This window comes from Mesorhizobium sp. WSM4989, assembly GCF_029625795.1.
In the GTDB taxonomy this organism is placed as follows: Bacteria; Pseudomonadota; Alphaproteobacteria; order Rhizobiales; family Rhizobiaceae; genus Mesorhizobium.
In genome coordinates this window covers 2,448,682-2,474,462 of record NZ_JARTVN010000001.1, presented here as the reverse complement: position 1 = coordinate 2,474,462, position 25,781 = coordinate 2,448,682, and the positions used below count along the sequence as shown (strand labels likewise).

Annotated in this window: 29 protein-coding genes; 12 read left to right on the top strand and 17 right to left on the bottom strand. The window is 64.8% G+C overall.

Going from position 1 to position 25,781, the window contains the following annotated elements:
- Positions 1–63: 63 nt before the first annotated feature.
- Complete coding sequence (locus tag P9217_RS11975; RefSeq protein WP_245460568.1) at positions 64–501, top strand: hypothetical protein; 438 nt, start codon at positions 64–66, stop codon at positions 499–501.
- A 181-nt stretch (positions 502–682) separates the two neighbouring features.
- The gene (locus P9217_RS11970) at positions 683–2,029 is read left to right on the top strand and encodes a chloride channel protein (RefSeq protein ID WP_278085942.1); all 1,347 of its coding nucleotides are present in this window, start codon (positions 683–685) and stop codon (positions 2,027–2,029) included.
- A gap of 98 nt (positions 2,030–2,127) precedes the next feature.
- Here P9217_RS11970 and P9217_RS11965 read toward each other — a convergent pair whose 3' ends face one another.
- The 4 genes from P9217_RS11965 to P9217_RS11950 all read right to left on the bottom strand — a co-directional run bounded on the left by P9217_RS11965 (position 2,128) and on the right by P9217_RS11950 (position 3,685).
- On the bottom strand, positions 2,128–2,634 hold the full coding sequence (locus P9217_RS11965; protein WP_066991787.1) for an invasion associated locus B family protein: 507 nt from the start codon (positions 2,632–2,634) through the stop codon (positions 2,128–2,130).
- Between the two features lie 59 nt (positions 2,635–2,693).
- Positions 2,694–2,903: a hypothetical protein gene (locus tag P9217_RS11960; protein ID WP_278085943.1), complete on the bottom strand. Its 210-nt coding sequence runs from the start codon at positions 2,901–2,903 to the stop codon at positions 2,694–2,696.
- Positions 2,900–3,262, bottom strand: a complete 363-nt coding sequence (locus P9217_RS11955; RefSeq protein ID WP_278085944.1) for a YkvA family protein — start codon at positions 3,260–3,262, stop codon at positions 2,900–2,902. The genes P9217_RS11960 and P9217_RS11955 overlap by 4 nt, the downstream gene beginning before the upstream one ends.
- Before the next feature lie 129 nt (positions 3,263–3,391).
- Positions 3,392–3,685 carry a 4a-hydroxytetrahydrobiopterin dehydratase gene (locus P9217_RS11950; RefSeq protein WP_066991930.1) on the bottom strand — a complete coding sequence of 98 codons (294 nt, stop codon included), beginning with the start codon at positions 3,683–3,685 and terminating at the stop codon, positions 3,392–3,394.
- A 49-nt stretch (positions 3,686–3,734) separates the two neighbouring features.
- On the opposite strand from P9217_RS11950, the gene P9217_RS11945 reads away from it, so the two are divergent.
- Positions 3,735–4,253: a low molecular weight protein-tyrosine-phosphatase gene (locus P9217_RS11945; protein WP_278085945.1), complete on the top strand. Its 519-nt coding sequence runs from the start codon at positions 3,735–3,737 to the stop codon at positions 4,251–4,253.
- On the opposite strand, the gene thpR is transcribed toward P9217_RS11945, so the two are convergent.
- Positions 4,157–4,753: an RNA 2',3'-cyclic phosphodiesterase gene (gene thpR / locus P9217_RS11940; protein ID WP_066991784.1), complete on the bottom strand. Its 597-nt coding sequence runs from the start codon at positions 4,751–4,753 to the stop codon at positions 4,157–4,159. The genes P9217_RS11945 and thpR overlap by 97 nt on opposite strands.
- Before the next feature lie 121 nt (positions 4,754–4,874).
- Positions 4,875–5,516 carry an arylesterase gene (locus P9217_RS11935; protein ID WP_278085946.1) on the bottom strand — a complete coding sequence of 214 codons (642 nt, stop codon included), beginning with the start codon at positions 5,514–5,516 and terminating at the stop codon, positions 4,875–4,877.
- An 84-nt stretch (positions 5,517–5,600) separates the two neighbouring features.
- Between P9217_RS11935 and P9217_RS11930 the strand changes: the two genes are divergently transcribed.
- The 4 genes from P9217_RS11930 to P9217_RS11915 all read left to right on the top strand — a co-directional run bounded on the left by P9217_RS11930 (position 5,601) and on the right by P9217_RS11915 (position 10,509).
- On the top strand, positions 5,601–6,299 hold the full coding sequence (locus P9217_RS11930; RefSeq protein WP_067323692.1) for an ABC transporter ATP-binding protein: 699 nt from the start codon (positions 5,601–5,603) through the stop codon (positions 6,297–6,299).
- Entirely contained in the window at positions 6,299–8,839 is a 2,541-nt protein-coding gene (locus tag P9217_RS11925; RefSeq protein ID WP_278085947.1) for an ABC transporter permease, read from the top strand. Before P9217_RS11930 ends, P9217_RS11925 begins: the two co-directional genes overlap by 1 nt.
- 244 nt (positions 8,840–9,083) lie before the next feature.
- Positions 9,084–9,824: a Bax inhibitor-1/YccA family protein gene (locus tag P9217_RS11920; protein WP_067323688.1), complete on the top strand. Its 741-nt coding sequence runs from the start codon at positions 9,084–9,086 to the stop codon at positions 9,822–9,824.
- A gap of 109 nt (positions 9,825–9,933) precedes the next feature.
- On the top strand, positions 9,934–10,509 hold the full coding sequence (locus P9217_RS11915; protein WP_067323686.1) for a GNAT family N-acetyltransferase: 576 nt from the start codon (positions 9,934–9,936) through the stop codon (positions 10,507–10,509).
- On the opposite strand, the gene P9217_RS11910 is transcribed toward P9217_RS11915, so the two are convergent.
- The 4 genes from P9217_RS11910 to acnA form a co-directional block, all read right to left on the bottom strand.
- Positions 10,506–10,892 (bottom strand): DUF2794 domain-containing protein, encoded by a 387-nt coding sequence (locus tag P9217_RS11910; protein ID WP_095779977.1) that lies wholly within the window; start codon positions 10,890–10,892, stop codon positions 10,506–10,508. The two genes, P9217_RS11915 and P9217_RS11910, sit on opposite strands and share 4 nt — an antisense overlap.
- 440 nt (positions 10,893–11,332) lie before the next feature.
- Complete coding sequence (locus tag P9217_RS11905) at positions 11,333–11,914, bottom strand: GNAT family protein (protein ID WP_095782727.1); 582 nt, start codon at positions 11,912–11,914, stop codon at positions 11,333–11,335.
- 64 nt (positions 11,915–11,978) lie between these two features.
- Positions 11,979–12,767, bottom strand: coding sequence for a thioredoxin family protein (locus P9217_RS11900; protein WP_127239847.1), 789 nt, complete (start codon positions 12,765–12,767; stop codon positions 11,979–11,981).
- 351 nt (positions 12,768–13,118) lie between these two features.
- On the bottom strand, positions 13,119–15,809 hold the full coding sequence (acnA, locus tag P9217_RS11895; RefSeq protein WP_278085948.1) for an aconitate hydratase AcnA: 2,691 nt from the start codon (positions 15,807–15,809) through the stop codon (positions 13,119–13,121).
- A 283-nt stretch (positions 15,810–16,092) separates the two neighbouring features.
- Here acnA and ccmA point away from each other — a divergent pair, with 283 nt between their 5' ends.
- From ccmA to P9217_RS11875, 4 genes are all read left to right on the top strand, one after another.
- Positions 16,093–16,695 carry a heme ABC exporter ATP-binding protein CcmA gene (ccmA, locus tag P9217_RS11890; protein WP_278085949.1) on the top strand — a complete coding sequence of 201 codons (603 nt, stop codon included), beginning with the start codon at positions 16,093–16,095 and terminating at the stop codon, positions 16,693–16,695.
- 40 nt (positions 16,696–16,735) lie between these two features.
- Entirely contained in the window at positions 16,736–17,401 is a 666-nt protein-coding gene (gene ccmB, locus P9217_RS11885; RefSeq protein WP_095779955.1) for a heme exporter protein CcmB, read from the top strand.
- 128 nt (positions 17,402–17,529) lie between these two features.
- Complete coding sequence (gene ccmD / locus P9217_RS11880) at positions 17,530–17,703, top strand: heme exporter protein CcmD (protein ID WP_095782730.1); 174 nt, start codon at positions 17,530–17,532, stop codon at positions 17,701–17,703.
- Positions 17,700–18,281: a DsbE family thiol:disulfide interchange protein gene (locus tag P9217_RS11875; RefSeq protein ID WP_278085950.1), complete on the top strand. Its 582-nt coding sequence runs from the start codon at positions 17,700–17,702 to the stop codon at positions 18,279–18,281. The genes ccmD and P9217_RS11875 overlap by 4 nt, the downstream gene beginning before the upstream one ends.
- An 80-nt stretch (positions 18,282–18,361) precedes the next feature.
- On the opposite strand, the gene P9217_RS11870 is transcribed toward P9217_RS11875, so the two are convergent.
- Positions 18,362–18,529, bottom strand: a complete 168-nt coding sequence (locus P9217_RS11870; protein ID WP_082953829.1) for a hypothetical protein — start codon at positions 18,527–18,529, stop codon at positions 18,362–18,364.
- A 229-nt stretch (positions 18,530–18,758) separates the two neighbouring features.
- Here P9217_RS11870 and P9217_RS11865 point away from each other — a divergent pair, with 229 nt between their 5' ends.
- Positions 18,759–19,676 (top strand): SMP-30/gluconolactonase/LRE family protein, encoded by a 918-nt coding sequence (locus P9217_RS11865; protein WP_278085951.1) that lies wholly within the window; start codon positions 18,759–18,761, stop codon positions 19,674–19,676.
- A gap of 12 nt (positions 19,677–19,688) precedes the next feature.
- Here P9217_RS11865 and P9217_RS11860 read toward each other — a convergent pair whose 3' ends face one another.
- The 6 genes from P9217_RS11860 to dapF are packed head-to-tail and all read right to left on the bottom strand — an operon-like array spanning position 19,689 to position 25,746.
- Positions 19,689–20,222, bottom strand: coding sequence for an NADPH-dependent FMN reductase (locus P9217_RS11860; RefSeq protein ID WP_278085952.1), 534 nt, complete (start codon positions 20,220–20,222; stop codon positions 19,689–19,691).
- 37 nt (positions 20,223–20,259) lie between these two features.
- Positions 20,260–20,880, bottom strand: coding sequence for a pyridoxamine 5'-phosphate oxidase family protein (locus P9217_RS11855; protein WP_278085953.1), 621 nt, complete (start codon positions 20,878–20,880; stop codon positions 20,260–20,262).
- Between the two features lie 22 nt (positions 20,881–20,902).
- Positions 20,903–21,568 (bottom strand): septation protein A, encoded by a 666-nt coding sequence (locus P9217_RS11850; RefSeq protein WP_066991739.1) that lies wholly within the window; start codon positions 21,566–21,568, stop codon positions 20,903–20,905.
- A gap of 41 nt (positions 21,569–21,609) precedes the next feature.
- Complete coding sequence (ftsY, locus tag P9217_RS11845; protein ID WP_278085954.1) at positions 21,610–23,520, bottom strand: signal recognition particle-docking protein FtsY; 1,911 nt, start codon at positions 23,518–23,520, stop codon at positions 21,610–21,612.
- Positions 23,521–23,533: 13 nt separating this feature from the next.
- Positions 23,534–24,862: a tRNA (N(6)-L-threonylcarbamoyladenosine(37)-C(2))-methylthiotransferase MtaB gene (gene mtaB / locus P9217_RS11840; RefSeq protein WP_278085955.1), complete on the bottom strand. Its 1,329-nt coding sequence runs from the start codon at positions 24,860–24,862 to the stop codon at positions 23,534–23,536.
- A complete protein-coding gene (gene dapF / locus P9217_RS11835) occupies positions 24,862–25,746 on the bottom strand; it encodes a diaminopimelate epimerase (protein WP_067323659.1) in 885 nt (294 codons plus the stop codon). Before dapF ends, mtaB begins: the two co-directional genes overlap by 1 nt.
- Positions 25,747–25,781: the final 35 nt, after the last annotated feature.

The following is a 25,781-nucleotide window of genomic DNA, read 5'->3' as shown; positions in this document are numbered from 1 at the left end:
GGCCGATTTCAGCATCGTGCCTGAAATGAAGCGCGGCGCATAGCACAGCTTGCGGCCGGAGTCATGTCGGCGGCAGAGGCGGCCGGTGTCGCTATTCCCGCCTCGGGTGAGATCACATATTCGTGTTGGCGTAACAGTTCGAAGCGCACCCGCGAACCTGAAAGGGGCGACTATGCCCTTGCAGAAATGGGAGTACGCGGAATGCATTCGATCAAGCTTGTTGCCGTCGCCGGTCTCGCAAGCCTTTTTGCCTCGCAGGCGTTCGCCGAGGATACGATGGGCACGATGACCATGATGAAGGGTGGGCAAGTGACGGCGATCATGCCCGACGGCCATATGGGCACCATGATGCCTGACGCCAAGATGAGCGCCGAAATGATGAAGATGGCGAAGCCGATCAAGCATTGCATGATGATAATCACCGACGCCAAAGGCAAAGCCTACATGATCGATACGTCGACCAAGAAGGCCCAGGCCGAATGTGAAAAGATGGCGATGTGAGAGTGGTCGGACTCGCCAACCCTGCTGCCCGCCGGCGCAGGCCGGCGGGATATCCAAACCGCGGTCCTGCCCTGGCTCCCCGATCTCCGATTTTCGTCGCTCGCCTCGACCTGACCTGACCTCGCAGGCTTGATCCTCCCTCTCAGTGTGCTAGGGGCGGGTCATCACCCAGAGGACAGGCATGGCCGGCATATCGCGTAGATACCCGATGCTGCGGCGCTCGCAGGCTATGTGGGCGTCGCGCCGCGTCTGGCAGCCGCGCCTTGTGTTCTGGGCCGGCGCCATCTCGATCGGGTTGATCAGCGTGCTGTTCGCCCTGCTGGCCGACCGGGCGCAGGCGCTGTTCCACGTCGTCACCGGCGGCGATAGCGGCAGCTGGCGCTTTTATCTGCCGCTGGTCATGACGCCCGCGGGCTTCGTGATTTGCGCCTGGCTTGCCCATTCCTTCTTTCCGGGATCGCAAGGCAGCGGCATTCCGCAGGCGATCGCCGCCCGTCACCTGCGCGATGACGAGGATCGCGGCCATCTTCTTTCGCTGCGCCTGGCAGCGGGCAAGGTTGCGCTTACCGTCATCGGTCTCGCCTCCGGCGGATCGATCGGCCGCGAGGGCCCGACGGTGCAGGTCGGCGCCTCGCTCATGCTTCAGGCGGCGCGCTGGGGCGGCATGGCGCAGGCGCGCGGCCTGATCCTGGCCGGCTCGGCTGCCGGCGTCGCCGCCGCCTTCAACACGCCGCTCGCCGGCATCGTCTTCGCCATCGAGGAGATGGGTCGCGCCTATGAGTCACGGACCAACGGGCTGGTGCTGACGGCGGTGATCCTCGCCGGCCTCGCCTCGCTCGGCCTGCTCGGCAACTACACCTATTTCGGCGTCGCCAGGGACACGGTGGCCTTCGCCACCGACTGGCCGCTGGTGATTGCCTGCGGCGTCATCGGCGGCGGCTTCGGCGCGCTGTTTTCGCTGTTGGCGCTGAGGATCACGCGGCGCGTCCGACGCTGGAATGGCCTGCAGCCATTGTGGCGCGCGCTGCTCGTGGCAGGCATCTGCGGCTTGGCGGTTGCCGCGATCGGTCTCGTCTCGGGCGGCCTTACCTTCGGAACCGGCTACACTCAGGCCCGCGGCGCCGTCGAAGGCGCGCCGCTACCCGCGTTCTTCTTCCTGGAAAAATTCGCGGCCGGCTTGCTGTCGATGGTGTCGGGCATTCCGGGCGGCATCTTCGCGCCGTCGTTGGCGGTGGGCGCCGGTCTCGGCAGCACGCTTGGCCTGGCGTTCGGCGCCGGAACAGGCCTCGCCGCGCTGCTCGGCATGGCCGGTTATTTCGCCGGCGTCGTGCAGGCGCCGATGACGGCCTTCGTCATCATCCTCGAGATGACCGGCAACCATGACAACGTCATCGCGCTGATGTGCGCGGCGATGCTGGGCTACGGCACGGCGCGGCTGATTGCCAACGAGCCGCTCTATCACGCGCTGTCGCGCGTGTTCATCGCCGAGGCGATCAGGCGGCGCAGGGCCGTCGAGCAGCAAGGCTGAATGGCGAGCTTGGCGCTGTCGCCTTAGTCGCTTGTCCCTGGCCGCGCTTGCGGGAGGCGGACTTCGATATTGCTATCCTCCGCCAAGGGAGCCTCAGTCTATTTGCACTTGGCGATCGAGGCCAGCGCGGCCGAGATGCCCTTCAGCGAAAAGACGTAGGAAGTCGGGTTGCCGCGGCCGGACTTCGCCTGCACCTTCATGTCGGTGCCCGTCTTCATGGCGGCGATCAGCACCGGCTCTTCAGCGGCGTTCTCGACCCAGGCCGACTTGCCGCGGGTGAACATCGAGAAGGACTTCTTGTCGATGGTGACGGTGGCCTTGGAGCCTTCCTGGAAGTTGTAGCCGGCGATGAACTGCGGCTCATAGGACACCTGCTGCCCGGGCCGTTGGCTGACGAAGAAGAACATGTCGCCATGGTCGAGCTTTGGCGGCTGCTTGTCGGTCGGCACCGTCAGCACATAGCAGACCTTGCCGCCTGCCGACTGATAGCTGTAGGTGCCCCAGGCGTTGTGCTGGCCGATCTTGGTCGCCTGCTGCGCCAGCGCCGGCGCCGCGAAGGCGGCCGCCAGGACCAGGCTGGAAACTGTAGCAATCAATCCGCGCATCGTTCTTCCCGTATTCCGAAATGGTGCGGAGGCGGGTCGCATGGCGTCCTGCCGTCGCTTCATTTTGATTTAATCAGGGTTACCAAACGGTGAATTTTTCCCAACAAAAGGAACTCACCCCAGGAAACCGCCGCCATTCGCGCCGCCGCTTCCACGCGGCGGTCGCGATGTCCCGGCGCGAACTTGGAGGGCACGAAAGCGGCAAGAGTTTGTCTTTTCGCGCGGGCGGTTTCGGGGTTTCGTTGTGGCGAAAAGTCAGCCAGGATCAACCTTTGTCGGCGAGGGCGTCCCTGGCGGCCTGCAGGTGCGCCGGGGTGATATGGGCGCTGACGGCGGTGATTGCCGCGGTGAGCACGGCAAGGTCATCGGTGAACCCGAGACCGAGCACGAAGTCGGGGATGAAATCCACCGGCAGCACGAAATAGCCGAGCGCGGCAAGCAGGGTACCCTTGGTGCGCAGCGGCGTGTCCTTGTCCATGGCACAATAGTAGGCGGCGACCACCTCTTCCATGAACGGGATCTGCCGGGCAGCCTTCTTGGCCGTGCGCCAGAACTTCTCGCGCACCTCGCCTCCGCCGGCGAGCCTGTCGCCGAAGCCAAAGAAATCGAAACGGGATTCCTGCGCCATCAATCTCTCCTCGGCCACGCGCCAGCTTGCGTTGCGGCCACCGCGGGAGATGTGGTGAAAGCGGCACCCCCCTGCAAGGTCTCCACCGTTGCCAGCCCGGCAAATCGGAATCGGACTTATCGGCAGTCGTCAGCCGAAATAGCGGTTCATCCGCTTCGCCAGTTCGATGTCGAGCGCCGTGACGCCGCCGGCGTCATGCGTGTTCAGCGTGACGTCGACGGTCTTGTAGACGTTCGACCAATCGGGGTGGTGGTCCATCTTCTCGGCGGCCAGCGCCACGCGGGTCATGAAGGCGAAGGCCTCGGAGAAGTTCTTGAAGCCGAAGCTGCGCTTGATGGAGGCGCCGTCGGCCGCCAGCGACCAGCCTTCGAGTTCCGCCAGCGCTGCGGTGATCGCTTCCTTGTTGAGTTTTTCCCTGGTCATGTCGGGTTCCCGTGCTATTCGGAGGTAATCCAACCATAGCGCCGGATCGATGAGCGCAAAGCCCATAAAATCCATTCTGTTCGTCTGCCTCGGTAACATCTGCCGCTCGCCCTTGGCCGAAGGCGTCTTCCGCGCCGTGTGGACCGAGCGCGGGGAAGGCCGGGACATCCTTCTCGATTCGGCCGCGACCAGCGGCTGGGAGGTCGGCTCCGCGCCCGATCCGCGTTCGATCGCGGTAGCCACAAGGCACGGCATCGACATTTCCGCGCAAAAGGCGCGCAAAATAGCGCTGGACGATTTCTCGCGCTTCGACCTGATTCTCGGCATGGACCGGACGAATGTGCGCGATCTGAAGGCGTTAGCGCCGCAGGCCGCGCGCGACCGCATCCATCTCTTTCTGGAGTTTGCAAGCGGTATCGCGCGCGATGTGCCGGACCCCTATTACGAAGACCAGCAGGCCTTCGTTTCGGTCTACCGCATGATCCGCGAGGCGTCGGAGGCGCTGGCGAAGCGGCTGGAGGCGAGCGGATCGGCGCCAACCAGCGGCCAGGCTTCCTCGACGATGTAGGGGCCGCCGCCGACCGAATCGCGCGACGACATCAAGACGAAGCGGCCGACCCGGAAGGGCAGCGTGGAAAAGTTGCCGCGCGCCGACAGATATTGCGCGACATCCGCCGGGCTCGAATTGCGCAGGCGCGCGAGCGTCACATGCGGCGAGAATTTGCGCGGATCGGCCGGCAGGCCGAGCCGCTGGCAGATGCGGTCGATCTCGCCCTGCAGTGCCACCAGGTCCGGCGAGGCGGACACGCCGGCCCATACGGCGTGCGGCTTCTTGCCGCCGAAAGCGCCCACGCCGGAGAGCGCCAGGGGGAAGGAGGGACGGTTGACGCGATCGAGCGCATTGGCGATGTCGTCGGCGATATGGCCCTCCACATCGCCGATGAAGCGCAGCGTCAGATGATAGTTTTCGACGTCGATCCAGCGGGCTCCGGGCAGGCCGCCCCGGAGCAGCGAGAGTGAAAGCGCGGCATCACGCGGAATTTCGAGGGCGGTGAAAAGACGTGGCATGGGAAGCCTCCTGTCCTCGAATCGAAACTCTCGCCCCTAGCGAATCATCGATAGCCATGCGGGGCAAGCGGTTTGTTGTCCACAAGCTTTCCCCTGGGGAAACCGTGGCGTTTTGGTCCCATCACGCGCCGCCCTTGGCGGCGATGGCTTTTTCCACGACCGGTAGAATGCCTTTGACCATGACGTCTATTCCCTTCGGGTTGGGATGAAGACCGTCCTCCAGCTGCATGGCCGGGTGGCCGGCGACCCCGTCAAGAAAAAACGGATAGAGCGGAACGGCGTATTTCGCGGCAAGCTTCGGGTAGATGGCGTCGAAGGCCTTCTGGTACTCGGCGCCAAGATTGGGCGCTGCAAGCATGCCTGCCAGGAGCACCGGGATGTTCCGCTGCTTCAACTTGGCCAACATAGCGTCGAGATTTTTCTCGGCGATCTCGGGCGACACGCCGCGCAGCATGTCGTTGGCGCCGAGCTCGAGGATGACGAGCCCGGTGCCGTCGGGCACCGACCAGTCGAGCCGCGCGAGGCCGCCGCTTGTGGTGTCGCCGGAAACCCCGGCATTGCCGACGGCGACGTTGAGGCCTTTTGCCTTCAAGGCCGCCTGCAATTTATCGGTGAAGCCCTCATCGGGACCAAGGCTGAACCCCGCCATCAGGCTGTCGCCGAAGCCGACGATCTTGAACGTATCGGCGCGCGCCGGCGAAATAGCGCCGCAAACCGCCAGGAGAAGAGTGAGGGCTGCGGCAGCTGAGTGTTTGAAAGCCATGCGGCGAGCCCCATATGACCGACACGATTCATGCAAAGGAGACATTTTTTGCCTCCTTCTTCCACCATATAGGGCGCATTCATTGTGACAGAAGCCGTCATCGCATTGAGGGATGTCTCGCTGACGCTCGGCGAGGGCGCCTCCTCCGTCCATGTGCTGAAGGGCGTCAGCCTCGATGTGGCCGCCGGCGAAGCCACCGGCATCGTCGGCCCGTCCGGATCCGGCAAGTCCACCTTGCTGATGGTTCTGGCCGGGCTGGAAAGGGTCGATTCGGGCACGGTGCGGATCGCCGGCGAATTGCTCAACGGCAAAAGCGAGGACCAGATTGCTTCGTTTCGAGGGCGAAACATCGGCATTGTCTTCCAGTCCTTCCACCTCATCCCCAACATGACGGCGCTCGAGAATGTCGCGGTGCCGCTGGAGCTCGCTGGGCACAACGACCCGTTCGGCGTGGCCGCGCAGGAACTCGCGGCGGTCGGCTTGAGCGACCGCGTGACGCACTATCCGGGAGAGCTTTCGGGCGGCGAGCAGCAGCGCGTGGCGATCGCCAGGGCGCTGGCGCCCTCGCCGCGCATCCTCATTGCCGACGAGCCGACCGGCAACCTCGACCAGGCGACGGGAAAGCAGATCGCCGACCTCCTCTTCGCCAAGGCGGCCGAGCGCGGCATGACGCTGGTGCTGGTCACGCACGATCCGGCGCTTGCGGGCCGCTGCTCGCGTCAGGTGTCGATGCGCTCGGGACGCATCGAGGACGCGCCAAGACAGGCTAGGGTGCCGGCCTGATGCGGACTTTGAGGCTGGCCCTCCGCTTCTCGCTGCGCGAGATGCGCGGCGGCCTGTCCGGCTTCATGATCTTCCTCGCCTGCATCGCGCTTGGCGTCGCGGCGATCGGCGGCGTCAATTCGGTGGCGCAGGCGATTACCGCCGGCGTCGCCAACCAGGGCCAGACGCTGCTCGGCGGCGACCTGCGCTTCCAGATCAACCAGCGCAGCGCTTCGGACGCCGAGCTCGGCTTCATCAAGAGCCTCGGCACGGTCTCGCTGAATTCCGGCATGCGCTCGATGGCGCGGCTCGAGGACGGCTCCGACCAGGCGCTGGTCGAAGCCAAGGCGGTCGACGACGCCTATCCGCTTTACGGCACGCTGGAGACCGATCCGCAGCTGCCCAGGAATGAATTGTTCGGCGAAAGATCCGGCATCTTCGGCGCCGCCGCGCCCGCTCTCTTGTTCGATCGCCTCAATTTGCATATCGGCGACCGCTTGAAGCTTGGCGGCGCAACGTTCGAGCTGAGGGCCCGATTGGTCAGCGAACCCGACGCGATTTCCGACGGTTTCGGCTTCGCGCCGCGGCTGATGATTTCGCACGACGGGCTGGTCGCGTCAGGGCTGGTTCAGCCCGGCAGCCTGGTCGAGAACGCCTATAAGATCCGACTGCCCGATGGCGCGAGCGAGGCGCGGATCAAAGGCATTCAAGCCGAAGCGGCGAAGGACTTTCCGCAGGCCGGCTGGTCGATCCGCACGCGCAGCAACGCAGCCCCGGCGCTTTCCGCCAACATCCAGCGCTTCTCGCAGTTCCTGACGCTGGTCGGGCTGACGGCGCTTGTGGTCGGCGGCGTCGGCGTGGCGAATGCGGTCCGCGCCTATCTCGACGGCAAGCGCGGCGTCATCGCCACCTTCAAGAGCCTCGGCGCCTCCGGGGGCTTCGTCTTCGCCATCTATCTCGTGCAGATCCTTTTGATTGCCGGCCTCGGCATCGTGCTCGGCCTGATCCTGGGTGCGGCAATGCCGTTCGTGGCGAGCGCGCTCCTGCAGTCGGTCATTCCGGTGCCGGCGCAAGGCGGCTTTTATCCCGGCGCGCTTGCGATGGCGGCACTGTTCGGCCTTTTGGTGACGCTGGCCTTCGCGCTGCTGCCGCTCGGCCGCGCCCGCGACGTGCCGGCAACGGCGCTGTTTCGCGAGATGGGGTTCGAAAGCCGCGGCCTGCCGCGCCTGCCCTATGTCGGCGCCGCGCTGACGATCGTGCTCGCGCTGGCGGCGCTCGCCATCCTTTCCGCCGACGATCGGCGCATCGCCTCGATCTTCGTCGGCGCCACCGTCTTTGCCTTCCTGGTGCTGCGGCTGGTGGCGGCGCTGGTCCAATGGCTGGCCCGGCGAAGCCCGCGGCTGCGGTCGGTCTCTCTCAGGCTGGCGCTCGGCAATATCCATCGGCCCGGCGCGCTGACGCCATCGGTGGTGCTGTCGCTCGGGCTCGGCCTGACGCTGCTGGTGACGCTGGCGCTGATCGACGGGAATCTCAGACGCCAGATCTCCGGCAGCCTGCCGGAGCGGGCGCCGAACTTCTTCTTCGTCGACATCCAGAGCAGCGATGTCGATGCCTTTGCCGGCCTGGTCGAAAAGGAAGCGCCACAAGGGATGCTGCTCAAGGTGCCGATGCTGCGCGGCCGGATCATGGCGCTCAACGGCATCGACGTCGACAAGGTGAAGGTCCCCACCGACGGCGCCTGGGTGCTGCGCGGCGACCGCGGGCTGACCTATGACGCAAAGCAGCCGGAAAACGCTACGCTGACCGAAGGCAAATGGTGGCCGCAGGACTATTCCGGCGAGCCGCTGGTGTCGTTCTCGGCCGAGGAAGGCAAAGCGATCGGGCTGAAGCTCGGCGACACGGTCACGGTCAACGTGCTCGGCCGCAACGTGACGGCAAGAATAGCCAGCTTCCGCCAGGTCGAGTGGGAAACCATGGGTATCAATTTCGTCATGATCTTCTCGCCCAATACGTTCGCCGGCGCGCCGCATGGCTGGCTGGCGACGCTGACCGACCGAAAGGCCACCACGGCCGACGACGCGCGGCTGCTCAACGCGGTCACCCGCGCCTTTCCGGCAGTGACGACGGTGAGGGTCAAGGACGCGCTCGACATCGTCAACCGGCTGGTCGCGCAGCTGGGCACTGCGATCCGCGCCGCAGCCGGCGTGGCGCTGATCGCCTCCGTGCTGGTGCTCTCCGGGGCTTTGGCCGCCGGCAACCGGGCGCGCATCCACGACGCGGTGGTGCTGAAGACGCTCGGCGCGACAAGGAGGACGCTGATTGCGGCCTTCTCGCTGGAATATGTGCTGACAGGTCTTGCGACCGCGCTGTTCGCGCTTGCCGCGGGCGGCGTCGCGGCGTGGTTCGTGGTGGCCCGCATCATGACGCTGCCGTCGCACTTCATGCCGGAAGTTGCGGTGGCGACGATCCTCGTCTCGCTCGCCGTCACCGTCGGCATCGGCCTTGCCGGCACCTGGCGGGTGCTTGGCCACAAGGCGGCGCCGGTGCTGCGCGAGCTTTGATCCGGCAGCGCCCTTCGGTGGCCTGTCTGCGTTAAATCTTGGTAAGAATGCCGGCGGGAAAAGGCTGAAAATCGGGCTTTTGCCTTCTCACGAAGCGTTACCGCTCGTTACCGTCTTGTTCTTGAGGTCGAGAACGCTCATATTTCGCGCTAGGCATGCTGGAGTCCCGCCAGCGGCGCCTGGTCCAAGGAGGTCGCTCCAAGGACCTGTCACCGGACGGGGCAGAAGCAATAGAGGATTTCCAATGGCTGATCCCATTCGCAACTACCAGACGTCCGCCGCCTCCGGCGCGCGCGTCGATATCGATCAGGGCCTGCGGGCCTATATGATCAAAGTCTATAACCTGATGGGGCTTGGCCTGCTCATCACAGGCATTGCCGCCTGGGGCGCATTCCAGCTGGCCGTCACCGGCGACGGCCAGCTCACCGCCTTCGGCCAGCTCATCTATGCTAGCGCGTTCCGCTGGGTCGTTATCCTGGCGCCTCTCGCTGCCGTGATGTTCCTGTCCTTCAGGATCCAATCGATGAGCGTGGCTGCGGCGCAGACCACATTCTGGGTTTATGCCGGCCTTGTCGGCCTGTCGCTGTCGACGATCTTCCTCGTCTACACCGGCACCAGCATCACCCAGACCTTCTTCGCCACGGCCGCGGCCTTCGGCGGCCTGTCGCTCTACGGCTACACGACCAGGCGCGATTTGAGCGCGTTCGGCTCGTTCCTGATCATGGGCGTGATCGGCCTGCTGATCGCGATGGTCATCAACATCTTCCTGGCGTCGTCGGCGCTGGCCTTCGCCATCTCGGCGATCGGCGTGCTGGTGTTCGCGGGTCTGACCGCCTACGACACGCAGCGCATCAAGGAGATGTATTTCGAGGGTGACGTCGCGGATGTCGCCGGCCGCAAGGCGATCATGGGCGCGCTGCAGCTCTATCTCGACTTCATCAACCTGTTCATGTTCCTGCTGCAGTTCATGGGCGACCGCCGCTAAACGCCGTCCGGCTGGACCATAGACTTCGGAAAGGGCGACCCAACGGCCGCCCTTTCCTTTTGTGCGCTCCTCTGCTGATATTGAGGCAACAGGAAGAACTGCACAAATTATGAGCAATCTGGCGATCAGAGCCGCTACTGCGGCCGACCTCGACCGAATAACCGAAATCTATGCGGACGCGGTCACGCACGGCACCGCAAGCTACGAACTGGAGCCGCCCAGCCGCGCCGAAATGGGCGATCGATTCGACAGTTTGGCACGAGGCGGCTTTCCCTATCTTGTGGCTGAAAGGGAGGGCGTCGTGCTCGGCTACGCCTATGCCGGACCCTTCCGGCCCCGGCCCGCCTATCGCTTCACCGTCGAGGACTCGGTCTATGTGGCGCCCGAGGCCAAGGGCCAGGGCATCGGCCGCCTGCTGATGCTGGCGCTCATCGAGGCGGCACGCCTGGCCGGCTTTCGCCAGATCGTCGCGGTGATCGGCGACGGCCATGCCGACAGCGCCTCGGTGCGCCTGCACGAGAAGCTCGGCTTTCGTCACTCCGGGCGCCTGGAAGGCTCCGGCTACAAGCATGGGCGCTGGCTGGACACCGTGTTCATGCAGCTGCCGCTCAACGGCGGCGCGGAAGTGCCGCCGGATCCGGAGTCACTGCCGGAGCGGAGATTTCGCGGCAAATTGGATAGTTAAGCTTCGACCAGCTTCAGCTTGGGATCGAATACGCCGAGCACGCGGCCGAGTTCCTGGCCGCGCTTGAGGATGCGTCCGCCGGCGGCGATGACGGCGAAGGCGCCCTGTCGGCGCGCCAATTTCGGGTCCTTGACGATCTGGAACAGCGGCACTTCGCTGGCGCGGCGGAAGACCGAAAAGACAGCGCGATCGGAAAGATGGTCGATCGCATAGTCGCGCCATTCATTGGCCGCCACCATGCGTCCGTAAAGCCTTAGGATCTGGTCGAGCTCGCGCCGGTCGAAGCGCACCGGCTGGTCGAGGCGTGCGCTGCGCGCCTCATGCAGCGGGATCAGTATTCCGGATGCTTCCCCATCCTCCGTCCCGCTGCTGTGATCGGTCATGCCGCGATCCTTCGATTGAATCTTGCGCCGGCCAAGGTTCGCGCTTTCGCGGCCGAATTGCAAGGGCCGGCGAAGCAGGCTTGCGGTCCGCCGTTTCCGAAAGGTCCAGTCACGTTTGCAAAACGCGTGTTGGAATTGGTGATGCTCTGCCACATTGTCGCCACAAATTATCCGCGCTCATGCCCCAATGTCCGACGAGTTTACCCGCGTTGCCTGAGACGGTTCGGTCCGGCACCGGCTCGTAAACCCCAAGCCCCCCGCCCACGGGTCAGCGTCGGATCGAACCAACCTCGGTTTTTCCTTGGAAAAATCAGGTGCGACGATCCCAAAACCTGAATAACCGGCGTCAGAAGCAAGCTGACGCCGGTTTTTTCATGCCTGTCCGCTCTGGCCCGCCGGCCCCTGTCTCGCGGCCAGGCGGGCGTCATCACAATGCACGCTCAGGGAATGAGAGCTGGAACCGCTGCGCTGGATGAGCGACCAGTCCTAAGGAGCGCATACAGGATCTCATCGCGCCAGATGCCGCCGACACGCAAATGATCACGCAGTAGGCCTTCGCGCCCGAATCCGAGTTTCTCGACCAATTTGCGCGACGGGGTGTTGTTGGGATCGATGAACGCCTGCAGACGGTGCAGGCCGAGATCGTCGAAACAGAAGTCGAGCATCGCCGAGACAGCCTCGGTGGCCATGCCTCGGCTCTGATATGCGGGGTTGATGAAATAGCCGATGGCCGCACGCTTGTTGCGGATGTGGCCATCGTGATAGCTGACGAGGCCGAGGCAGCGGTCAGTCTCAATGTCGGCGACCGCCCAGTGCCGATGGTAGGACGGGGTGCAGGCGACATATCTGAGCACGGTGCGCTCGGTCTCGGTCCGCTTGGTGTGGACTGGTGCGTTCCAAAACCGCATCGCCTCCGGGTCGGCAAAGCATTCGTGCATCGCATCCGTGTCCTCAGCCCTGAACTGACGCAGGCGTAGCCGCGTCGTCAGGAGAATCGGGTGCGGCTCGGGTCGCTTTGCCATGGATGCTCTGCTTCGTGGGCCCCGGCCGGCTTTCGTCGGCGATCAGGTTTTGTCAGCGGAGCCGTCAGAGCCGGTCAGGCTTGCGGATGAGCGCGGCGCCGAGAATCGGTCCCGGGACGCCGTCCTTGCCGACGGACTGCAGCAGCACGGCACAGCCGCCCTTCTTCGCAATCTCCGTCATCGGCAGCTCGTAACGCTGCGCCTTGCCGTTCCACATGCCGGCGATCTGGATGTCGGAAACGGCGTTCCAATAGGTCATGTTGCGGCCGCTGTTTTCGCCCTGGCCGATCTTCACCATCTGCGGCGGATCGAAATAGACGATCACCACATGGGCGTCGGTCGGCCCATTGCCGGCATCGCCGGCGTCAATCATGACCCGATCGCTGGTGCGGCTCACCTTGATGCCGACCCGCATGCCCTCGCCGGTCCTGTCCATGCGGGCCAGCGCGCCGTCTATCTCCTTGCGGTTGGCGCCGTTGACATGGCTGCGGCCGTTGATGACGGCTTGCGGGGTATAGACCGAACGGCTGCCAAAGGCGCGCATATAGTCATACTGCCGCTCGGTGTTCTCTTTGTTGCTCAGCGTGTCCTGCCAGCCCAGATAGTCCCAGTAATTGACGTGATATGCGAGCGCGACGACATTTTCCTTCGCCGCCAGCTCGGCGAAGAATTCATCGGCCGGCGGACAGGAGCTGCAGCCCTGGCTGGTGAACAACTCGACGACACCCAAAGGCTTTTCAGTCTGCGGCTTGCCGGTCGCGGCTTTCTCAAGCTCGGCTGCCGAGGCCACGCGGCTCAACGCCGTGAGGACCAGCGCAACTGCCGTAAGCCGCAATGGTCCTCGCAATGCCATGACCGTTCCAATTCCCGCCGGTCACGCCGGCCTTGTTCTGGTTGCTAAAATATGTGGCAGAACGGACAGTCAACGGGAAGTCACGTTGCGGTGAAATTTTGTCGCCGCGACCGTAGGTAAGGCGGCGACAGGAGGGGCCACTGCATTCTTCGACCCGGTTCGATTTCGGGACCGCATCGCCGCGAAGGGGTAAGTTTGCTGCTGCCGGAGGATTTCTATTGCGCGCCAATCGGACTTGGACTTTGAGCCGGGCGGAGAATGCTTGGCCTGCCGCAGTTTAATTAGAACGTCAGTAGGCACTAGGCAGTGGGAGTATCTCCCCCCTGCCTATGCCTACCCTATTCCCTGTCGCTACGCAGCCAAATCGCGCAGCACGTATTGCAGGATGCCGCCGTTCTTGAAGTAGTCGAGTTCGTCCAGCGTATCGATGCGACAGATGATCGGCACGTTCTTCAGCGTGCCGTCGCCATAGGTGACCTTGGCCGTCATCTTCTGGCGCGGCTTGATGGCATCCAGGCCGTCGATCTCGACCAGCTCGTCGCCCTTGAGGTTGAGGGAAGCCCATGAGGTGCCGTCCTCGAAGACGAAGGGGATGACCCCCATGCCGACCAGGTTCGAGCGGTGGATGCGCTCGAAGGACTGGGCGATGACGGCGCGGACACCAAGGAGGTTGGTTCCCTTGGCTGCCCAGTCGCGCGAGGAGCCGTTGCCATATTCGACGCCGGCGAAGATGACTAGCGGCACGCCTTCCTTCTTGTATTCCATGGCGGCGTCGTAGATCGACATCTCCTCCTTCGAAGGATAGTGGATCGTGTAGCCGCCTTCGCGGCCGTTCTCGCCCAGCATGTGGTTGCGGATGCGGATGTTGGCGAAGGTGCCGCGCATCATCACCTCATGGTTGCCGCGCCGCGTGCCGTACTGGTTGAAGTCGGCGACGCCGACGCCGTGCTCGGTGAGGTACTTGCCTGCCGGCGAAGCCGCCTTGATCGAGCCGGCCGGCGAGATGTGGTCGGTGGTGATCTTGTCGCCGAAGAGACCAAGCACGCGCGCGCCCTTGATGTCGCCCACTTTGCCGAAGGCGCGGCCCATGCCGGCGAAATAAGGCGGGTTCTGCACATAGGTCGAATGATCGTCCCAGGCATAGGTCTGGCCTTCCGGCGCCTTCACCTTCTGCCAATATTCGTCGCCCTTGAAGACGTCGGCATATTTGCGGGCGAAAAGCTCGCGCGTGACGTTCTTCTCGATGAACTCCTGGATCTCGGCCGAGGTCGGCCAGATGTCCTCGAGATAGACCGGCTTGCCGTCGCTGCCCTCGCCGAGCGGCTCGGTGGTGAGGTCCTTGGTGACGGTGCCGGCCAGCGCATGCGCCACCACCAGCGGCGGCGAGGCGAGATAGTTCGCCTGGACGTCCGGAGAAACCCGGCCTTCGAAGTTGCGGTTGCCGGACAACACCGCGGCAGCAATCAGGCCTTTGTCGTTGATGGTCTTGGAGATCGGCGCCGGCAGTGGGCCGGAATTGCCGATGCAGGTGGTGCAGCCGAAGCCGACCAGGTTGAAGCCGATCTGGTCGAGTTCCGTCTGCAGGCCGGATTTCTCGAGATATTCGGCGACCACCTGGCTTCCGGGCGCCAGCGAGGTCTTCACCCACGGCTTCTGCTTCAGGCCGCGCCGGTTGGCATTGCGAGCCAACAGGCCGGCGCCGATCAAGACGCTTGGGTTAGAGGTGTTGGTGCACGAAGTGATGGCGGCGATCACGACGTCGCCATGGCCGAGATCGTGAGCGGTGCCTTCGACGGCGTAACGCTTCGAGATCTCGACGGCCTTTTTGTACTCGGTCTCCATCGCCTTGGCGAAGCCGGCGGGAATATCCTGCAGCGCGACGCGGCCTTCCGGGCGCTTCGGGCCGGCCATCGACGGCACGACGTCGCCGAGATCGAGCTCGAGCAGATCGGTAAAGACCGGATCGGCCGAGCCGGCGTCGCGCCACATGCCCTGCGCCTTAGAATAGGCCTCGACCAGCGCGATGCGGCTTTCCTCGCGGCCGGACATTGTCAGATAGCGGATGGTCTCGCTATCGACCGGGAAAAAGCCGCAGGTGGCGCCATATTCCGGCGCCATGTTGCCGATGGTGGCGCGGTCGGCCAGCGTCATGTTGGACAGGCCTGGGCCGAAGAACTCGACGAACTTGCCGACGACGCCCTTCTTGCGCAGCATCTGGGTGACGGTGAGCACGAGGTCGGTGGCGGTGACGCCTTCCTTGAGCCTGCCGGTGAGGCGGAAGCCGATCACCTCCGGCAGAAGCATGGAGACCGGCTGGCCAAGCATCGCGGCCTCGGCCTCGATGCCGCCGACGCCCCAGCCGAGCACGCCCAGGCCGTTGATCATGGTGGTGTGCGAATCGGTGCCGACACAGGTGTCGGGATAGGCTGTGGTCTCGCCCTCTTCCGCGTTGGTCCACACCACCTGTCCCAGATATTCGAGATTGACCTGGTGGCAGATGCCGGTGCCCGGCGGCACGACGCGGAAGTTGCGGAAGGCCTGCTGGCCCCACTTCAGGAACTTGTAGCGCTCCTCGTTGCGCTCATATTCGAGCTCGACATTGCGGGCGAAGGCCATCGGCGTGCCGAATTCGTCGACGATGACGGAGTGGTCGATGACGAGATCCACAGGCACCAACGGGTTGATCTTTTCCGGATCGCCGCCGAGCGCCCTGATGCCGTCGCGCATGGCCGCGAGATCGACAACGGCCGGAACGCCGGTGAAATCCTGCATCAGCACGCGCGCCGGGCGGTAGGCGATCTCGACGCCGGCAGTGCCCTTGTCGGTGAGCCATGCCGCGACCGCCTGGATGCTTTCCTTGGTGACCGAGCGGCCGTCTTCGTTGCGCAGCAGGTTCTCCAGCAGCACCTTCATCGAATAGGGCAGCTGGGCAATGCCGCCAAGGCCGTTTTTCTCCGCCTCTGCGAGGTCGAAATAGACATAGTCCGCGCCACCCACGGTCAGGGTGCGGCGGCAGTTGAAACTATCGAGGGATTTCGTCACGGAGATCCGTCCTTGTCTGTTCAGCCTGAAAGGGAACGGACGCCGTTGGCATGCAATCACGCGCAAAGGTGCGGGTACGGCCATTTCCGCTGTCCGCTCCCGAGCAACCCGAGCCGTTGAAGGCGGCGCGTGCGCTGGTTCGGCGCTAATTCTGTTCCCGCGCCGACCGCTGGCACGGATGAACCGCATATAGAGAATTTTCTGGAATAGTTCTAGACAGTCGAAAAGCAAATTTGTGCGATGCGGCGGCGGCCGCGAAACGGTGCTTTCGGGACGGGCAAGGATGCGGCTGATCGCCGAAAATCTGGGCGGCGAGCGCGGCGGCGAGACGGTTTTTTCCGGTATCGAATTCGCCCTCGAAAGGGGCGAGGCGCTCGTCGTCACCGGGCCGAACGGCGCCGGCAAATCGACGCTTTTGCGGGTCATCGCCGGCTTGCTGCCGCCGGCCGAAGGCAAGGTGAAGGTCGAGGGCGGCGGCGACGAGTTTCCATCGGTCGCTTCGGCCTCGCACTATCTCGGCCATCTCAATGCGATGAAGACGGCATTGAGCGTCGAAGAAGACCTGGGCTTCTGGCGCGCCTTCCAGGGCGAGGCTGGTTTGAGCGTGGGGCAGGCGCTGGAGACGGTCGGATTGGATGGGCTCGGGCACCTGCCGTTCGGCTACCTTTCGACCGGGCAAAAGCGGCGCGCGTCGATCGCGAAGCTCCTGGTCAGCCGCCGGCCGGTCTGGCTGCTCGACGAACCGACCGCTGGGCTGGACAAGGCTTCGGAGGAACGATTCGCGGGATTGATGAGAGGGCATTGCCGAGAGGGAGGCATCATCGTGGCGGCCACGCATTTGCCGCTCGGGCTCGAGGGAGCAAAGACGTTGAGGATGGGTGACTGATGTCGGCCCGAGGCACCCCTGGGCGAAGGCATATCAAGTCATGCTAGCCCTCTTCCTCCGCGATATCCGCCTCTCCATCCGCGCCGGCGGCGGCGCGCTGATCGGCGTCATCTTCTTCCTGGCGGTGATTGCCACGATCCCGTTCGGCGTCGGGCCCGACCTCAACCTGTTGTCGCGCATCGGTCCGGCGATCCTGTGGATCGCCGCCCTGCTCGCCTGCCTGCTTGGGCTCGATCGCCTCTTCCAGGCCGATCGGGAGGACGGCTCGCTCGATCTTCTGGTGCTCAACAGCGACCGTCACATGCTGGCGTTGACGGTGCTGACCAAGTGTCTGGCGCATTGGGCGGGCAGCGTGCTGCCGCTGGTGATCGCGGCACCTTTGCTCGGCCTGTTCATGAACATGGAGCCGCTCGGTATCGGCGCGACGGCATTTACGCTTCTTGTCGGCACGCCGGCCATAACCTTCATCGGCGCCGCCGGAGCGGCTGTGGCTGTGGCGCTGCCGCGCGGCGGGCTCTTGATCTCCGTGCTGGTGCTGCCGCTCACCATTCCGGTGCTGATCTTCGGCGTCTCGGCGAGCTATGGCGCGGTGGCCGATCCCGCGCCGTTCCTGCAGCCCTTCCTCATTCTTGCCGCGCTGACGCTGTTTCTTGCCGTGGTCGGACCGCTGGCCGCGGCGCTGGCGTTGAGGCACGGGACGGATTGAGGCGCTGGGGCGTTTCTCAACTGCGGCGCCGCGCCTGATTGCGCGGCATGTGCCGCAGAGTTAAGGGAAGGCATGGTCGAACGGATTGGCATGGCAGGCGCGGAAGGTGCGCAGATGGAGCGGCTGATATGAGCGCGCATGCTCTCTATGTCGCCGCCGCCTATGCCATCAGCGCGATCGTGCTCGTCGGGCTGATCGGCTGGATCCTGCTCGACCAGCGGGCGCGCAAGCGTGAGCTCGCGGCGCTCGACGCGGCCGGCGTGCGGCGGCGCTCCGACAAGGCCGGGACGGCGAAGCCGTGAGCGCGGAAACCGGAGCCCCGGCATCGCCCCGTCGCCGCCTGTTCGTGCTGCTTCCGCTGCTGGTATTCCTGGGCTTGGCGGGGTTGTTCCTGTCGCAGCTTTTGTCCGGCCGCGACGAGTCTGAAATTCCCTCGGCCCTGATCGGCCTGCCGGCGCCGCAGACGAACCTGGCGCCGCTCGAAGGCTCGAACCTGCCAGGGCTGGACTCGAAATCCTTCGCCGGCAAGGTGACGCTGGTCAACGTCTTCGCATCATGGTGCGCGCCGTGCCGGGAAGAGCATCCGGTGCTTTTGGCGCTGTCGCAGGACAAGCGGTTCACGCTTGCCGCGCTGAACTACAAGGACGAGCTGGCAAACGCCCGTCGCTTCCTTGGCGATCTCGGCAATCCCTACCAGGCGATCGGCGTCGATCCGGCCGGGCGCGCGGCGATCAACTGGGGCGTCTACGGCGTGCCGGAGACCTTCGTCATCGGCAAGGACGGCAAGATTGCCTACAAGCATGTCGGGCCGCTGACGCCGGAATCGGCGAAGGATTTGCTGTTGCCGCAGATCGAGAAGGCCCTGGCGGTTTCGGGTTAGGCGCCCCTTGCGTCGTCATTCCAGTGCGAGGCAAGGAGCGAAGCGACGCGGCGCAAAGGCCGGCTCGACCGGCCTCGGACTCAACCGTAAATCTGCTTGTGGATCTGGTAGAGCATCTCGGAGCGGTCGGCACGCAGATCGGCGAGATCGCGGCTCGACAGGTTCTCGATTTCTGCGACGAGACGATTGTAGTGGCGGCGCTTGGCGAGGTTGGTGCGAGCGCGGGTGACGAGGTTGTCGAAGATCATGACGAGGTTCCTTCTGAGTTATTCCTCCCTGATCGATTGCGAGAATGACATAGGAATGGTGCATTGCAAAAGAAAGATGTTGCAATGCACCATTGCAAGCAGCGCATAGCCGGTTAATGGCGTCTTAGCCCCTACACGCGTCAACATGCCGTGAGAGGCATCCGCGATCTTGCCTTCTCCGCTCTGTGCTGGCTTGATCGCGCGTCTTTTGATTGCCGGGAGGGAAAGCATGACGGCCGCTGACTATGAACTTCTCGATCCGCGTTTCTCGCGGCTGTTCAACGCCAATGAGCGGGTTGAGAAGCTGTTCACCGGGTGCCGGTGGGCGGAAGGCCCGGCCTGGTTCGCCGCCGGCCGCTACCTCGTCTGGTCCGACATCCCCAACAACCGCATGCTGCGCTACGATGAGACCGATGGCAGCGTGAGCGTCTTCCGCCAGCCGTCCGGCAATTCCAACGGCAACACCGTCGACCGGCAGGGCCGGCTGATCACCTGCGAGCATTCGGGCCGCCGCGTCAGCCGCACCGAGCATGACGGTTCGGTCACCACCATCGCCGACAAATGGCGCGGCAAGCGGCTCAACTCGCCAAACGACGTCGTCGTCCGTTCCGACGGCTCGATCTGGTTCACCGATCCGGCCTACGGCATCGACAGCGATTATGAAGGCGACCACGCCGAGAGCGAAATCGGCGCCTGCAATGTCTACCGCGTCGACCCCGGCACGGGCGAGATCGACGCCGTCATCACCGACATGGTCAGGCCCAATGGGCTCGCCTTCTCGCTCGATGAAAGCCTGCTCTATGTCGCCGACACGGGCCGCACCCATGGCGCCAAGAACCCCGCGCATATCCGCGTCTTCAATGTCGGCAAGGCCGGCAAGAAGGTCTCGGGCGGCAAGGTCTTCGCCGACTGCACGGCCGGCCTGTTCGACGGCTTCCGGCTGGACGAAAGCGGGCGCATCTGGACGAGCGCCGCCGACGGCATCCATTGCTACGATCCGGACGGCACGCTGATCGGCAAGATCAAAGTGCCGGAAGTCGTCGCCAATTGCGTCTTCGGCGGCGCCAAGCGCAACCGCCTCTACATCTGCGGCACCACCTCGCTCTATGTGGTCTGGCTGATGGTGAATGGGGCCAAGACCTATTGACCGGCAACGGCGTCAGCGGCCGCGGATAAAGCCGGCGAAAGCCCGAACCGCGTCGCGCATCGCCTGCCGACTGGTCGGCTCAGCCAGGATTTCTTCCACCTCCGGCGGCTTCTTGCCGAGCAGCGCGATCTCCAGCGCGCTCTCTTCGTAAAGCGCGAAGGACATCGTGCGCATGATCTCGGCAAGGGCGGCGCGGGCAAAGAGCGACCGCGGCGAGGCGTGCACCAGCAACGCCGGCTTGCCGACGGCGGCGTCGCGCGACACCAGCCAGTCGAGCCCGTTCTTCATGCCGCCCGGCACGCCATGGGCGTATTCGGGACAGGAGACGATGACGCCATCGGCGCGGGTGACGGCCTCGATCAGGTATCTTGCCTCACACGGCGTGCGCGCGCCCTCTTCATCCGGGTTGAAGATCGGCAAGCGGCCGAGCCCGTCATAGACGGTGACGCGGCAATCCGCGGGCACGTTGGCGGCAAGCGCCGCGACAAGGGCCGAATTGGTCGAGGCGGCGCGCAGGCTGCCGGATATGGCGAGGAGGTTCAGCAAGGGTGACGGGGGCGGTTCGGACGAATAGCCCGGGAGCCTACCACATGGTCTGCCGGTAATCGTCGTCCAGTTCGCGGTCGATCTCGCCGGCACTCTCTGTAAGCGCCAGCTGGTCGCGGATGATCTGGCCGAGCGTCGGCAGGCTCGCGCGGTCATACCAGGTCTCCGGCTCCCACAGCTCGGAGCGCATAAAGGCCCTGGCGCAGTGCATGTAAGCGGCCTTGACCGTCACCACGATGACGCTCAGCGGCTCCTTGCCGTCGACGGCCAGGCGGGCGCGCAGTCCGGCGTCGATGGTTATGTGGGCTTCGCCGTTGACGCGCAGCGTCTCGTTCATGCCGGGAATGAGGAAGAGCAGCCCTACCGACGGGTAACGAACGATGTTTTCCAGCGTGTCCAGCCGGTTGTTGCCTGGACGGTCAGGGATGGCGATGGTGGAACTGTCGAGGATGGCGGTGAAGCCGGGCTTGTCGCCCTTCGGGGTCACGTCGGCATTGCCGGCGCCGTCGGAGGAGCCGATCAGCACGAATGGGCTCTTGCCGATGAAGGAACGGCAGTGGCCATCGAGCGCCTTGAGTTCCTTGCGGATCGACCCGTCGGTCGGCCGCGGCGTCTTGTAGATCGTCCTCAGCTCATCGCGCGTGGTGAGGAATTCCATGCCGCCCCTCCCGGAACCTGCTCTATTTACTCGCCTGCTCTTCCTTTGTTTTTTCCTCCAGCGAGTGGCGCATGATCAGCGGCATCTGGCTGAAGGTGAAGAGAAGCGTGATCGGCATGATGCCCCAGACCTTAAAGGTAACCCAGGCATCGGTTGAAAAATTCCGCCACACGACTTCATTGACGAGGGCCAGGAAGAGGAAGAACAGACCCCAGCGGAAGGTGAGCTTGCGCCAGCCTTCGGCATCGAGGCTGAAAGCCGAGTCGAAGACATAGCCAAGCAGCGACTTGCCGAAGAAAAGGCCGCCGAGCAGCACGCCGCCGAACAGCGTGTTGACGATGGTCGGCTTCATCTTGATGAAGACGTCGTCCTGCAAATAGAGCGTCAGCGCGCCGAAGATAAGGACGACGACGCCCGACACCAGCGGCATGATCGGCAAGGTGCGGGTGAGCAGCCACGAGGCGATCAGCGCCAACGCGGTGGCGGCCATGAACAGGCCGGTGGCGACGAAGATCGGGCCGCCGAGCTCGGCCAAGGCCGGAAATTTCTGCGCCAGCCATTCGCCGCGCGCATTGGCGAAGAAGAAGACCAGCAGCGGCCCGAGCTCGAGTACCAGCTTGAGCGGGGGGTTGATGCCCTCCTTCTTCTGTTTCTGCGGGTCGGACGGGTCGCGTTCGAGGATGTTCATGAAAGTCCTTGTTGTCCCGAAAGTCGGCGCTTTTGGGTCGTTCAAGCAACGCCAGCGATCGCCCTGGCGAATTCGCTGGCCGAGAAGGGTTCGAGGTCGTCGACCTGCTCGCCGACGCCGATAAAATAGACCGGCAATCTATGCTTGGCGGCGATCGCCACCAGAATACCGCCGCGCGCCGTGCCGTCCAGCTTGGTCATCACCAGGCCGTTGACGCCGGCGACGTTGCGGAAGATTTCGACTTGGCTGAGCGCATTCTGACCGGTGGTGGCGTCGACGGTCTGCAGCACGGTGTGCGGCGCCTCCGGATCGAGCTTGCCCAGCACGCGCACGATCTTTTCCAGCTCCGCCATCAGCTCGGTCTTGTTCTGCAGGCGGCCGGCCGTATCGATGATCAGCACGTCGGAGCCTGCCTCCTTCGCCTTCTCGAAGGCATCGTAGGCGAGGCCGGCGGCGTCGGCGCCAAGCTTGGTGGCGATGACCGGCGACTTCGTGCGTTCGCCCCAGATCTTCAGCTGCTCGATGGCGGCCGCGCGGAACGTGTCGCCGGCCGCCAGCATGACCGAAAGTCCGCCTTCGGTCAGCTTGGCAGCTAGCTTGCCGATGGTCGTGGTCTTGCCGGTGCCATTGACGCCGACGACCAGGATGACATGCGGCTTGTGGCTGAGATCGAGCTCGAGCGGCCTGGCGACCGGGGTCAGGACTTTTTCGACTTCCGCCGCCATCACGGCGCGGACCTCCGAGTCGGAAACGTCCTTGCCGTATCGGCTTGAGGCGAGAGAATCGGTGACGCGCAGCGCCGTCTCGACGCCAAGATCGGCGCGGATCAGCACGTCCTCCAGATCCTGCAGCGTGTCTTCGTCCAGCTTGCGCTTGGTGAAGACGCCGGCGATGTTGCCGGTGAGCTCGCGCGAGGAACGGGCAAGCCCGTCGCGCATGCGCTGGAACCAGGACCGCCGCGGCGCCGGCTCCGGTGCCTTCTGCGGCTCGGCCTTCTGCTCGACCTTTTTGGCGACCGTCACCTTGCCGGCAGAGGGGGTCGGCGGCGCGGCGGGAATGGCTTCCGGCTCGGGCGCAATCTCGGCAAGGATCCGCCCCGGCTCGACCGGCGCAGCCTGGCGAATGGGAGGCAGGGCTTCCGCCGGCGGAGCCGGCTCCGGTGGCGGCAAATCCTCCGCAGGCTTACGCTGCGCCTCACCCTCATCCTCTCCCCGTGAAGAACGGGGAGAAGGGGGCGTTGGCGTTGGCGCTTCTTCCTTCTCCCCGTCACTATACGGGGAGAAGGTGCCGGCAGGCGGATGGGGCGCGGCGCCGACCTCTAAAGATGGCTCGATAGAAGGTGCCTCGCCCGGTGGAACTTCGATCGGCGCTGGCGCCTCGGCCGGGACTTCGCTGGGCGTCGTCGGCACTTCGACGGGCCCCGGCACCGGCTGCGGCTCCGGACGCGAAGGCTCGATCTCCGGCTCGGCCGGCGCGGGTGCAGGCACCTCCTGCGGTGCCGGCGCGGGCACCGGCTCAGGTGCAGGTCCGGGCGGAGCGGGCACTTCCTCGGGTGCAGGCGGCTGCGGCTGCTCCGGGGCGGGCCGCGGCTCTTCTTCCGGCTGGGGCTGCGGCAGCGGCTCCGGCTCGGATGGAACGACCGGCTCCGGTGCCGGCGGGATGACGGGTTCCGGCGCCGGCGCAATGTCCGGTGCGGGTTCGGGCTTCGGCTCCTCGGGAACCGGTTGTGGCGCAGGTCCTGCCTCCCCCTCGATGGGGGAGGTCCCGAGCGCAGCTCGAGGGTGATTGGCGCCGGCGTCGGCGCTGCGGGACGCAGGCTCCTGCTCGGTTTCCGGTTTCAGCGCCTCGAGCGCGTCCCATTTGATCGGCGGCAGGGGCGCGGTCTCGTCGACGCGCTCCTCGACGACTTCCTTCTTGCCGAACGAAAATATCTTCTTGAAGAAACCAGCCATACGTCTTGCAGTCTCAGGCGGCTTGCGCGGCGAGCGGCGCCGCGATCAGCCGGGCGCCGTCATGGCCGGTGACAACCGCCTCGACGATCTCGCCCGGCTGTCCAACGCCAATCGCGGCAAGCGTGAAACCTTCGGTGCGGCCGAGCCCGTCGCGCTCGATCAGGATCGACTGCCGCGTGCCGGCAAGGGCGGCCAGATGGCGGCGATAGGCGGCCTCGCCGGCGGCGCGCAGCCGTGCGGCGCGCTCTTTCACCACCTCGCGGCGCAGCTGCGGCATGCGCGCGGCGGGCGTGCCCTCGCGCGGGCTGAACGGGAAGACGTGAAGATGCGTCAGGCCGCATTCCTCGACGATTTTCTCCGAGTTTTTGAACATAGCCTCGGTCTCGGTCGGGAAGCCGGCGATGATGTCGGCTCCGAAGACGATGCCGGGACGGAGCTTCCGCACGTCCTCGCAGAAGCGGATCGACTGATCGCGCAAATGCCGCCGCTTCATGCGCTTCAGGATCATGTCGTCGCCCGATTGCAGCGACAGATGCAAATGCGGCATCAGCCGCGGCTCGGTGGCAATCGCGTCGAGCAGCTCGTCGTCGGCTTCTATCGAATCGATCGACGACAGCCTCAGGCGCTTCACCTCGGGCACCTGGCGCAGGATCGTCTTCACCAGCTTCCCAAGCTTCGGGCTGCCCGGCAAGTCGGCGCCGAAGCTGGTCATGTCGACGCCGGTGAGCACGATCTCGGCATAGCCGTTGCCTGCGAGACGCTTGACCTGCTCGACCACGACGCCCATCGGCACCGAGCGCGAATTGCCGCGGCCGTAAGGAATGATGCAGAAGGTGCAGCGATGGTCGCAGCCATTCTGCACCTGCACGAAGGCGCGCGCCCGGCCCTCAATGGCGTCGACCATGTGGCTCGCCGTCTCGCGCACCGAGAAGATGTCGTTGACGCGCGCCTTCTCGGTATCGTTGACGCCGAAGTCCGGCAGCGCGCGGTAGGAGTTCGCCTTGAGCTTCTCCTCATTGCCGAGCACCAGGTCTACCTCGTCCATGGCGACGAAGTTCTGCGGCTCGGTCTGCGCGGCGCAGCCGGTGACGATGATGCGCGCTTCAGGGTTCTCGCGACGGGCCTTGCGGATCGCCTGCTTGGCCTGGCGCACGGCTTCGGCGGTGACGGCGCAGGTGTTGAAGATGACGGCGCCGCCTTCCAGCGCGCCGAGGCCGGCGCTCTCGGCCTCGCGGCGCATCACCTCCGATTCATAGGTGTTGAGGCGGCAGCCGAACGTGACCACGTCGATACCGTTGCCGATAGGCCCTTCGGGCGCCGGGCCCTTTTGAAGAGCGGACATCAGGCGGCGCTTTCGGTGTCGCGGGCCCAGGCGCCGTTCGAAGGGTCGAAGCTGCCGGAAAACTCCCATTCGGCGGCGCCAGTCAAAATGACGTGATCGTCGTCGCGCCACTCGACATTGAGCTCGCCGCCGCCGGGCGTGACCAGCGACACGCTGCGGCCGGTGCGCTTGGTGCGGGCGGCTGCCACCACGGCGGCGCAGGCCGCGGAGCCGCAGGCCTTGGTGAGACCCGCGCCGCGCTCCCAGGTGCGGATGATCATCGTCTCCGGCGAGGTGACCTGAGCGATGGTGATGTTGGCGCGCTCGGGAAAGATCGGATGGTTCTCGAGCAGCGGACCGAATCGGTCGAGCTCGTAGGACCAGACGTCGCGGTCGACCCAGAAGATCGCGTGCGGATTGCCCATCGAGACGACCGAAGGCGAGTGCAGCACCGGCGCATCGATCGGGCCGATCTGCAGTTCGATCATGCGAGTGTCGCGGAACTCCTCGGCAAGCGGGATCTCCTGCCAGCCGAAACGCGGCTTGCCCATGTCGACCGAGATCGAGCCGTCGGCATGTTCCTGAGCATTGAGAATGCCGGCGCGGGTTTCGAAGGTGAAGGTCTTTTGGCCGGTCTCGGCCGCAAGCGCCTGCACGACGCAGCGCATGCCATTGCCGCAGGCCTGCGCACCGGTGCCGTCCGAATTCAAGATGTCGACGTAATAAGCAGTGCCGGTCGTGCGCGGATCATGGATCGCCATGATCTGATCGAACTTGGTCGCCGCGTCGGCATTGAGGGCAATCGCCGCGGCTGCGGTCACCTTGTCGCCACGGCCGCGCATATCGGCGACGATGATCTCGTTGCCGATGCCGTTCATCTTGGCGAATGGGGCAGTGCCTGCCATCTAACCGGTCGTTCCAATTCCGTTTGGCGCTATAT